Here is a 10,746-nt window from a genome sequence, read left to right as displayed (position 1 = left end):
CTCGAACGCGAAGGCCGCGGTCGAGGAGGGCATCGTCGCCGGCGGTGGCGTCGCGCTCCTGCAGGCCGCGACCAGCGCCTTCGAGAAGCTCGACCTCTCCGGCGACGAGGCCACCGGCGCCCTGATCGTCGAGCGCGCGCTCGCCGCACCGCTGCGCCAGATCGCCACCAACGCCGGTCTCGAGGGCGGCGTCGTGGTCGAGAAGGTCCGCGGCCTGCCCACCGGGCACGGCCTGAACGCCGCCACCGGCGAGTACGTCGACATGATCGCCGCCGGGATCATCGACCCGGTGAAGGTCACCCGCTCGGCGCTGCAGAACGCCGCGTCCATCACCGGCCTCTTCCTCACCATCGAGGTCGTCGTGGCGAACAGCCTGGCGGACGCGGCGGCGTCCGCGTCCGCGGATGCCGCCGCCTTCGGCGACATGGGTATGTAACCGCGGCACCAGCTCGTCGGCGGACCGGCCTGCACGGTCGGCCCGCCGACGCCACTGTCCACCACTCGTCGACGCTGTGCGCACCGCGGCAGCCGCGTTCGAGAGCTCCCGCTTGGGAACTTGGGAATACGGCGCGGGCAGATGGCCTCGCCGAAGAGGTTGTCCGCCCATCGCGGACGAAAATGGGCAGGGAGGAACATCAACTTCCCGCCACTTTTAACTTATAGCACGCGGGGGGGCTTGCGTCAAGACCCAGGCTGTGCCGCAGAATAGCCAGCCGAGGCCAGATGCCGAGCAGAATCCAGCCGCGCCCGTGAGCGCCAGAATTTGGATCTGAGGTCGCGAGCCTCAGGTCGGAGCCGAGACGTGAACCCCCTGACCACCAGCGCRTTCGACCTTCCCGACCGCCTCGCCGCCAAGGCCGACCCGACGCTGGTCGCCGGCGACGAGCAGCACTTCACGGCCATCGCGGAGAGCCTCGAACAGTCGATCGCCGAGCTGTCCGACCGCCTCGACACCGCGCGCAGGGCGCCCGGCGGCATCGGCCAGGAGGCGATGGACCGGGACCTGGAGATCCACCGGCTGACCGCCCGCCTGCGCGCCCTGCGCCGCTTCGGTCTGGACCTGTGCCTCGGGTACATCATCCGGGTGGACAACCCCGAGCCCGTATACGTCGGACGGCTCGGGCTCACCGACAGCGCGGGCCGTCGCCTGCTGCTCGACTGGCGCTCGCCCGCCGCCGAGCCGTTCTTCGGAGCGACCCACGCCAACCCGATGGGCCTGGCGAGCCGCCGCAGGTACCGCTGGACCCGCGGCCGGATCAGCGACTACTGGGACGAGGTGTTCACCCCGGACGGGTTCGAGGGGCACGCCGCGCTCGACGACCAGTCCGCGTTCATCGCCAGCCTGGGCGGCAACCGCTCCGCCCGGATGCGGGACGTGCTCGGCACCGTCCAGGCCGACCAGGACGCCATCATCCGCGCGGGATCCGACGGCGCCCTCGTCGTCGACGGCGGTCCGGGCACGGGAAAAACCGTCGTCGCGCTGCACCGCTCCGCCTACCTGCTCTACGCCGACCCTCGCCTCGGTCACCGCCGCGGCGGGGTGCTGTTCGTCGGTCCGCACCAGCCCTACCTGGCCTACGTGGCCGACGTCCTCCCCAGCCTCGGCGAGGAGGGAGTGCAGACCTGCAACCTGCGGGACCTCGTCGCCGAGGGAGCCACCGCGACGATCGAGACCGACCCGGACGTGGCCCGCCTGAAATCGTCCGCGAACCTGGTGAAGGCGATCGAGACGGCCGTCAGGTTCTACGAGGAACCGCCCACCAGGGGAATGACGCTCACGACCCACTGGGCGGACGTCTGGCTGAGCGCCGACGACTGGGCCGAGGCGTTCGAGGCACCGGACCCCGGCACCCCGCACAACGAGGCACGTGACCAGATCTGGCAGGAGCTGGTCACGATCCTGATGGACAAGCACGACGACGACATCTCGGCGCACCTGCTCCGGAGGTCGCTGCTGCAGAACAGGGCGCTGCTCACGACCTTCAACCGCACGTGGCCGCTGATCGAAGCGGCCGACCTCGTCGGAGACCTGTGGTCGGTACCCGCCTACCTGCGCAAATGCGCTCCCTGGCTCAGCCCCGACGAGGTCCGGCTCCTGCAGCGCGCGGACACCCAGGCATGGACGGTGTCCGACCTGCCGATCCTGGACGCGGCCCGGCAGCGGCTCGGCGACCCGGAGGCGTCCCGGCGCAGGCGTCGGCAGGACGCCGCCGTCGCCGCCGAACGCGAACACATGACCAAGGTCGTCGACAACCTGCTCGAGGCCGACGACGACGGTGAGGGCCTCGTGACGATGCTGCGCGGGCAGGACCTGCGCGACGTCCTGGTCGACGAGTCCGCGCTGCCCACCACCGACCCGGACCTGCTCGCCGGCCCGTTCGCGCACGTCGTCGTGGACGAGGCCCAGGAGCTGACCGACGCGGAGTGGCAGATGCTGCTGCTGCGCTGTCCGTCCCGCAGCTTCACCGTCGTCGGGGACCGCGCCCAGGCCCGCCACGGCTTCACCGAGTCGTGGCGGGAACGGCTCGCGCGGGTCGGGTTCGACCGGATCAGGCAGGCGTCCCTCAGCATCAACTACCGGACGCCGGAAGAGGTCATGGCCGAAGCCGAGCCGGTCATCCGCACCGTGCTCCCGGACGCCAACGTGCCGACCTCCATCCGCGGCAGCGGCATCCCCGTCCGGCACGGATCCACCTCGGAGCTGGATTCGGTCCTCGACTCGTGGCTCGCCACGCACGCCGACGGGATCGCCTGCGTCATCGGCGATCCCACGTTCCGGCCGACGTCGCGCGTCCGGTCGCTGACCCCGGAGCTGTCGAAGGGGCTCGAGTTCGACCTGGTCATCCTCGTCGACCCGGAGGCCTTCGGCACCGGCATCGAAGGAACCGTCGACCGCTACGTCGCGATGACCCGCGCGACCCGGCAACTCGTCATCCTCACGAGCCCCTGACGTCGGCGGGCCTGATCGGTGTGGGATCAGCGAGCCCGGCCGAAGGTTCGGGTGGTGGCGAGGACGGCGAGGCGGTTGTCGGCGCCGGTGTCACGCACCTCGACCCGGCCGAGGCCGTCGTGGACCAGCGCGGTGGCGACGACCGGGCCGACCCGGGCCGGGCGCAGGTAGCGGATCCCCAGGGAGGCGAGCGTCTCGCCCGGGGTGAGGGAGAGCGCCGCCTCCTCGGCGGTCAGGGCGAGCAGCCCACCGTTGATGGTGTTCGACGCGTTGATCGCGTCCTCGGCGCGGGGCAGCGTCGCCACGCCCGGCGCGAGGATCTCGCAGCGGGCCCGCTCGGCCAGCGGCCTGCTCAGCCGTCGGCCCGGGCTCCGGCGCGGCCGGGTCTTCAGGTCCGCCAGATCAGGTGCCATGACCAGGGCGGGGTTCGGGGCGGCCATGAACGAGGTGACGGCGAATCCGATCTGGTCACCGCCACTGCCGGTGAACTCGACCTCCACGACGCCGACCGACCGGCCGGCCTTGACCAGCCGGGCGGCCACATCGATCGTCTCGGACTCGCGCGGCGGGGCGAAGACCTGGACGTCCAGGTCGAGCGTGACGGGGACGCGGGGGGCGAACCGGTCCATGACCGTGTAGCCGGCCACGGTGTCGGCCCAGATCGCCAGGATCGACGTGCGCACGCTCCGCGTCCCGGGGGCGAACAGCTCCGGGACGACCGGTGCCGACCCGTGCCACTCGTCGCCGACCAGATCGAGGCCGAAGCCGAGCTCGAGCAGGATGTGGTCGTCGGTGTGCGTGACGTACTGGACTTCATCGGTGGTGGTCATCGCTGCCGCCCCCCGGGCATGACGTGGCTTGCCTCGCCGGGACGACGCGGGTCCGCACCTCGGCTGGAGCCGCTTCGGCTGAGCACTGGTCTCCGATCCGCTCCTCGGCGCACAGCGCGAGCAGGCGTCCGGCTGGCCGCCGAGGAACTCCCTGATCCAACAATATTGACGTCGAAATCAAGGCACGTGGCCGGCGGTGTGGCGCACAACCCACGTCGTACGCCGCGCTCGCTGTCCCGCCGGGGTCCCGGGGCCCCAGCGATGGCGGCCGCCGTCGTCACCGGGCGAGAAGGTCACGGATCACCCGGGCGATCTCGTCGGGGGCCTCCTCCGCCATGAAGTGGCCGGCGCGGGTGAGGCGGTGGTCGAGGTCGGGTGCCCAGGCCCGCCAGAGCGCCTCGGCGTCGAAGCCGAGCTGGGCGCCCCAGTCCTGCTGCACCACGGAGACGGGCATCGCGAACTGCGAGCCGGCGTCGAGGTCGGCCTGGTCGTGCGTCAGGTCGACGCCGGCGGACGCGCGGTAGTCGGCGACGATCGACGGCACCGCCGCGGCGCTCGCTCGCAGGTATTCGGCGCGGACGTCCGCCGGGATCGCCGCCGGATCGTTCGCCCAGGCGTCGAGGAAGAAGCCGAAGAACGCGTCCGCACTGTTGATGATCATCGTCTCGGGCAGGCCATCTGGCTGCGCCATGAGATAGAGGTGGAAGCCGACCGCGCCGGACACCCCGTGCAACACGTTCCACATGTCGAGGGTCGGTACGACGTCCAGGATGCCGAGGTGCGTGATCGTCTCGGGATGATCGAGCCCGGCTCGGAACGCGACGAGGGCTCCGCGGTCGTGGCCGACCAGCGCCAGGCGTTCGTGGCCGAGCGCCGCGGCAAGCGCCACGACGTCCGCCGCCATGGTCCGCTTCGCGTACACGTCGGGGCCCGTGGCGGGCGGCTTGTCACTTGCTCCGTATCCGCGAAGGTCAGGGCAGATGACCGTGTGCCGGGCGGCGAGGCGCTCGGCGACCTGGCGCCACATGAGGTGGGTCTGGGGGAAGCCGTGCAGCAGCACGACCGGGCTGCCCGTGCCGCCGATCGCCGTCGAGAGCATGGCACCGTCCGCACCGGGCAGGCGGGTGTAGTCGAAGCCGGGGATGGTGAGGGGCATGACGCGCGTCCTTCCAAGCGGGTGCCGTACCGGGCGAGCCCAGGCTGCACGGCGCCGGTCAGCGGCGAATCAGCGCGCGACGCCGTGGGCGCGGCGGGCTGTGAGGATGGGGACATGCGGATCGAGGTGCTGGGCGCGGTGAGGGCACGACGCGAGGACGGGACCGAGATCGACCTTCGCGGCCCCCGGCACCGTGAGGTCCTTGCCCGCCTCGTCGCCGCCGACGGACGGATGGTCGCCACCGACACCCTCGTCGCCGACCTGTGGCCCGACCCGCCGGCCGGCGCCGTCGGCGCCCTCCGCACATTCGTCGCCGCCCTGCGCCGCGCCCTCGAGCCCGAACGCCCGCCCCGGACGCCACCTCGCGTACTGGTGACAGAGGGGCCCGGTTACGCGCTGCGCCTGCCACGGGCGGACGTCGACGCCCACCGCTTCGAGGACGCGCTCGCCGCCGCCCGCCGCTCGTCCGACGCGCTCGCGCCGCTCGGCGTGGCGCTCGCCGCGTGGCGCGGACCGGCCTACGCCGACCTGCCCGACGCCGGGTGGGTGCGCGGCGAGCGCCGCCGGCTCGAGGAGCTGCGGCTGCAGGGCGTGGAGCTGCGGGCGGGCATCCTGCTCGATCGCGGCCACGGGGCCGATCTCGTCGCCGAGCTCGACGCGCACGTCACCGAACATCCGTGGCGCGAGCCGGCGTGGGGACTGCTCGCCCGCGCCCTCTACCGCGCCGGGCGCCAGGCCGACGCGCTCGCCACGCTCCGGCGCGCCCGCGCGATGCTCGTCGACCAGCTCGGGCTCGACCCGAGCCGCGCACTGCGCCGGCTTGAAGCGGACATGCTCACCCAGTCGCCCACCCTCGAACCGCGGGGCTCCGAACAGCCGGCCACCACCACCCGCCTCGGTCCGCGCACGACCGTGAACATCGCCCGCGCCCTGGCCCTCGCGGGCGGCGACGCGCTCGTGTCCTCCCGGCGCGACCGGCTCGCCGCCGCGCTCGCCGCGGAACGAACGGGCAACATGACGCTGACCGCCCGCGTCATCGGTGCCTACGACGTGCCCGCGATCTGGAACCGTGCCGATGACCCGGTACAGGCCCGCGCCGTCGTCGCCGCGGCCGAACGCACGCTCGCCACGCTCGGCCCCGCCGCGCCCGCCGACCTGCGGGCCCGGCTCCTCGCCACGATCGCCGTCGAGAGCCGCGCCGAGGACGCCGCCGGGCCGGCACGGGAGGCTGAGGCGTTGGCACGGTCTCTCGGTGATCCCGCCCTGCTCGCCTTCGCGCTCAACGGCGTCTTTCTGCAGTCCTTCTCCCGGCCGGGACTCGCGCAGCGGCGCGACGACATCGGAGCGGAACTCGTCGCGGTGTCCACCCGGCACGGGCTGCCCACCTTCGCGATTCTCGGCCATCTCGTACGCCTGCAGTCGGCGTCGGCCCGCGGTGATCTCGACGCTGGCTCCCAGCACGCGGCCGCGGCCGAGCGGCTCGCCGCCGAGCACGAGTCGCCGCTCGTGCCGGTGCTCACCGGGTGGTTCCGGGCGCTCGTCATCGCGGCCCGCAGCGCCGCGCCCGGCGGGCCGTCCGCCGCCGCGGCCGCGGCCGCCTACCGCGCCGCCGACACCGCGCTCGAACAGGCCGGAATGCCGGGCCTGCACCGCGGCCTGCTACCGCTCGCCCTGCTCGGGCTCCGTCTGCTGCACGACCGCCCCGCCCCGATCGACCCGCGGCTGGACTGGGGCCCGTACACGCCGTGGGCGGCACCGCTCGTGCTCCTCGCGCAGGACCGTCGAGAACAGGCGCGAGCCGCCCTCGCCGCGACACCCGAACCGCCGCACGACCACCTCCAGGAGGCGCTCTGGTGCCTCACCGCCCACGCCGCCGCCCAGCTCGGCGAGCATGCGATCGCCGGGCGGGCCGCGGCGGCCCTGCGGCCCGCCCGCACCGAACACGCCGGCGCCGCCAGCGGCATGCTCACGCTCGGCCCGGTGGCGCGCTACCGCGGCTAGGCGCCGGCGGTCGCGGCGGGGACAGTGGTGTTACTCAGACCGGCAGGCCGGACCTTCCATGCCCCACCAGGCCGATATGGGCACACTTACTTCTACTTCAGAGCAGATTATGGAGCTAATATGTCCATTCTTAATCCTCGATAGCTGGGAACGCTGGGGGTCGCGATCAGTCTGGGTATGTCCTCGGGTCGGGCAAGGCCGAAAAATGACGGGTTCACCGGTCTGGCTCGACCAGCGCTCCGAGCTGAGGTGATCCGTTGGAGCGCCGGCGAGCTCGTCCTGCCGACAGTGCCCGCGCCGGGCRCCGACAGCCGGGACGCCGCCATCTGTCCGGCATGTGACCAGGGCTGGAACCGCACGACCCGGCGCTGGCCGCGATGAGTTCAGGGCAAGGACGAGGGATGCTGGCCGCGGAGTCGCCTTATGTGGGAAGCAGCACGCCGAACGAGCCCTCGCTGTTTATCTCGTACGCGCATGCGGACGCCATGTACGTCGAACGGCTCGCGCGGTGCCTGGACGGCTTCGGCCTGCCCGTCTGGTACGACGACGGCCTGGGGTGGGGCACTCGATTCACCCAGGAGATCCGGCTACGGATCAGGAACGCCCTCGCGGTCATCGTCGTGATGTCCCCCGCGGCAGAGAAGTCGGAGTGGGTCGAACGGGAGATCCTGGAAGGGCAGCGGCACGACCGGGAGTTCTTCCCGATCCTGATCGAGGGAAGCCGACTGTTCCTGCTCGCGACTCGGCACTACTTCGACGCCCAGGACGGCTCGTTGCCAGGCGAGCGGGAGATCGCGCAGTTGCAGGCGGTCTGCAGGAGCACGGGCACCGCCGGCGGAGACACCCCGACGCTCCTGCTGCGGCCGCCGCACCAACGGGCGTCGACGGTGCACCTCTCCAGGGAAAGATCGTTGGAGAAGCTCGGCTCGCTCTTCCAGGAGGGAGAGCTGGAGCATGCGGACATCCTGACATCGTCGCTGCTGCTCGAGTCGGTGCAGCGGCTGGAGGCCGGCTGGATGCGGCGCCGGGCTGACGGCGAACGACTGCCCATCGACCTGCTGGCCCGGATCGACTCACTGTGGGAGGACGCCTCCGAGGGAAAGCAGGGGTTTCGCGCCCAGATGGCCCGTCACATGGGCCTGCGCGTCGACACCGAGCGGGATTTCGTCCAGCTGGCACAGGCGCTGGGGTGGACGAGCGGCCGCGGAGACACGAATCCACGCTATGGAGCCTTCGTCGGGGCCGCCGGCCGCGGAAACGGATTCTTCCCGACTCTGCGTAATCCGCAGATGGAGCGATATCAGAGCTGGCATGACCAGTGGGTGCAGACAGTCATGGCTGTGYATTTACGGCTACTGAAAGGCGGGGGATGATCGTGCCCTGGTACGGGTGGCCGCTGCTGGTCATTTTTCTCGGCGGTGGGGGGTATCTTCTCTTCATCGGGCTAATAAAGGTACCGCCGGGCCAGGTGGGAGTCGTTCGGGTACGGTTCGCCCCGAGCCACCCGGACGACGCACGCCGGCGGGTGAAGGTGCATGGCTCGCCAGGGGTGCAGGCCGAGCTACTGAAGGCCGACTGGCTCTACTTCCGGCCGCCGGTGCTGTACCAGATCAGCTATCGGGAAAGGACCAGGGTCCCGCCGGGAACGATCGGCGTGGTCGTGGCGAGGGACGGGGAGACGGCTCCGGTGCACGAGGCGCTTTCGAGGCACGTCGAATGCGACTCCTTTCAGGACGGGCGCGCCTTCCTCCGCAACGGGGGCCAGAAGGGAAGACAGCCCGCGGTGCTGCCGGTCGGCGAGTACGACATCAACCCGGAGCTCTTCGACGTCGTGACGGTGGAGACGATCGGGTCTGGCCGGTACGGCCTCACCGAGAACGACCTGAGAGAGATCGACGTTCAGGTCGGAACCGCCGGAGTCGTGATCGTCCGCGTCGGACAGATGTACGACGACAGCAACGCCGCGGTCGCGCCGCGGGTACCCGGCCATCGCAGTTTCCAGTACCCCTGGGCTTTCCTCGAGAACGGTGGTTGCCAGGGGGTACAGGAGGAGACGCTCCCCGGCGGCGGGAGCTATCAGATCAATCCGTGGTTCGCCCGCGTGGTCCTCATCCCCACCCGGGTCCTCGTCCTGGAGTGGAGCAGGAAGCGGCAGGAGGAGAGCCGTTTCGACTCGGCGCTCGACCAGATCGTGGTCAACGTCGGAGGATTCCCGATCCGGTTCGACATGCAGCAGACCATCCAGATTCCGGCCAGAGCGGCGCCGCGGCTGGTGAGCCAGTTCGGCGAGCAGGAGAAACATCCGGTCGAGCCGGACGACGACGTGACGAGACCCGCCCCGGTGCRCCGGTTCGTCGAGCGTGTGCTGGGGACGACGGCCGAGGGATATTTTCTGAGTACGGCCAGCGAGTACAAGGTGCTCGACTTCCTGAACAGTCACAACGAGGTTCGGCTGGAGGTCGAGCAGAAAGTCCGCCAGGCGCTTGACGAATGGGATATCGAGGCGGTCCGCACCACCCTCGGCGAGTTCGAACCACCCGCGAACCTTGACGAGATCCGCCGGGCGATCGCCAGCGAGCGGGAGCACGCACGTATCCACCGGCACGAGCTGGAGAACGCGAGAATCAAGGCGGAGATCGTCCGGGTCCAGGCGGAGAGCGAAGCGGTCGCCAAAGGAATCCGGAGCACAGCGGAGGCGGAGCACATCCAGAAGCTGGCGGCGGCGGAGCTCGAGGCGAGGATCCAGCTTCTGGGCCAGGATGTCGTGGCGATGGAGCTCCTCCTGGCACAGCTCTCAAAAATGAACGTGCCGACCTATGTCGGCGGCGACGCGACCGCGCTGCTACAGCACATGCCCCTGGAAGCCGCACGCGAAATGATCAACAATGCGATCGCCCGCGTCCAGCAGAAGGAGGTGGCTGGCGCGCCGCCGCGTCCCGGCCCACCCGACGACGGTACCGCCAGCGAACTGACAGCCGGTACCGGTCCGATCTGAGGCTCCCCGGCTGATGAATCAGGCCGTGCGCCCGCATCATCCGCGGCGCGCTTTTACTCGTCGGGCGGGTAGTCGGTGGAGGCGGCGAGGTCACGCTGACGTTCAGGTTCGCCGCGACGCGCCCCCTCACCTGCGTGGTCGCATCCGCCGAGGGCGACCAGGATCGCGAAGGTGAGCAGCTCACGGGTGGGGATGTCGACGCCGCCGCGGGTGTACACGCTGGCCGCCTGCGCCGCCCACGTCAGGTGCCGTACCCGCTGCCAGGCAGGACCTGCCAGTGCCTGTATCGGCGGAGCCCGCGAGCCCGGATCGTCCCGAGCCTGGTTCGTCCCGAATCCGGCTCGGAGGGGGCTCCTACAGGTTGGGCCGGCGGATGGCGCCGTCGAGCGCCTGGCCCAGCAGGCGGGCGAGAATGGCCCGTTCCTCCCGGCTGAGGCCGGCGAGGATCTCGTCCTCGACGCTCTCCTGAGCCTGCTCGGCCCGTTCGAGCGCCTCGCGGCCGGTCTCGGTCATCGTGACGAGATGGCGGCGGCGGTCCGCCGGGTCGCGGCGCCGCTCGGCCAGGCCGGCGGCCTCCAGGTCGTTGAGCAGCAGGACGCAGTAGTTGGCGTCGATGCACAGGCCTTCGGTCAGGGCCTGCTGGGTGGTGCGCGCGTGATCGCGCAGGTAGGCCAAGGCCGCCATGTCCTTGAGGCTGATCCCGAGCAGGTCGGGCGTGCTGGCCCGGTGGACGAGCCGCGACAGGCGGGTCAGCAGCACGATCGGCCCCGTGGTTGAGGTGGCTTCCGGCATCGAACTATAGTAGCGGCATCGA

The 10,746-nt window shown here is 71.1% G+C and carries 9 protein-coding genes; 5 read left to right on the top strand and 4 right to left on the bottom strand.

Annotation, left to right across the window (positions count from 1 at the left end):
* On the top strand, nucleotides 1-436 hold a 436-nt coding region (locus BBK14_RS30760), incomplete at its 5' end, for a TCP-1/cpn60 chaperonin family protein (protein WP_275078526.1).
* Between the two features lie 366 nt (nucleotides 437-802).
* Nucleotides 803-2,950, top strand: a complete 2,148-nt coding sequence (helR, locus tag BBK14_RS30755) for an RNA polymerase recycling motor ATPase HelR (RefSeq protein ID WP_071066669.1) — start codon at nucleotides 803-805, stop codon at nucleotides 2,948-2,950.
* A gap of 26 nt (nucleotides 2,951-2,976) precedes the next feature.
* Here the strand turns inward: helR and BBK14_RS30750 are convergent, their stop codons facing one another.
* On the bottom strand, nucleotides 2,977-3,780 hold the full coding sequence (locus BBK14_RS30750) for a PaaI family thioesterase (RefSeq protein WP_071066668.1): 804 nt from the start codon (nucleotides 3,778-3,780) through the stop codon (nucleotides 2,977-2,979).
* Between the two features lie 277 nt (nucleotides 3,781-4,057).
* Complete coding sequence (locus BBK14_RS30745) at nucleotides 4,058-4,936, bottom strand: alpha/beta fold hydrolase (RefSeq protein ID WP_071066667.1); 879 nt, start codon at nucleotides 4,934-4,936, stop codon at nucleotides 4,058-4,060.
* 114 nt (nucleotides 4,937-5,050) lie between these two features.
* Between BBK14_RS30745 and BBK14_RS30740 the strand changes: the two genes are divergently transcribed.
* The 3 genes from BBK14_RS30740 (at nucleotide 5,051) to BBK14_RS30730 (ending at nucleotide 9,932) form a co-directional block, all read left to right on the top strand.
* Nucleotides 5,051-6,937, top strand: a complete 1,887-nt coding sequence (locus tag BBK14_RS30740) for an AfsR/SARP family transcriptional regulator (protein WP_071066666.1) — start codon at nucleotides 5,051-5,053, stop codon at nucleotides 6,935-6,937.
* 401 nt (nucleotides 6,938-7,338) lie between these two features.
* Entirely contained in the window at nucleotides 7,339-8,310 is a 972-nt protein-coding gene (locus BBK14_RS30735) for a TIR domain-containing protein (RefSeq protein WP_071066665.1), read from the top strand.
* On the top strand, nucleotides 8,307-9,932 hold the full coding sequence (locus tag BBK14_RS30730; protein WP_071066664.1) for an SPFH domain-containing protein: 1,626 nt from the start codon (nucleotides 8,307-8,309) through the stop codon (nucleotides 9,930-9,932). The genes BBK14_RS30735 and BBK14_RS30730 overlap by 4 nt, the downstream gene beginning before the upstream one ends.
* Before the next feature lie 53 nt (nucleotides 9,933-9,985).
* Here the strand turns inward: BBK14_RS30730 and BBK14_RS37505 are convergent, their stop codons facing one another.
* Together BBK14_RS37505 and BBK14_RS30725 are read right to left on the bottom strand one after the other, a co-directional pair.
* Complete coding sequence (locus BBK14_RS37505) at nucleotides 9,986-10,150, bottom strand: carboxymuconolactone decarboxylase family protein (protein ID WP_198541482.1); 165 nt, start codon at nucleotides 10,148-10,150, stop codon at nucleotides 9,986-9,988.
* Between the two features lie 136 nt (nucleotides 10,151-10,286).
* On the bottom strand, nucleotides 10,287-10,691 hold the full coding sequence (locus BBK14_RS30725; RefSeq protein ID WP_241831982.1) for a MarR family winged helix-turn-helix transcriptional regulator: 405 nt from the start codon (nucleotides 10,689-10,691) through the stop codon (nucleotides 10,287-10,289).
* Between the last annotated feature and the right edge of the window lie 55 nt (nucleotides 10,692-10,746).

Source organism: Parafrankia soli, assembly GCF_001854695.1.
Taxonomy (GTDB): domain Bacteria; phylum Actinomycetota; class Actinomycetes; order Frankiales; family Frankiaceae; genus Parafrankia; species Parafrankia soli.
The sequence above is the reverse complement of the archived record's forward strand: the minus strand, read 5'-3'. Positions and strand labels throughout refer to the sequence as shown.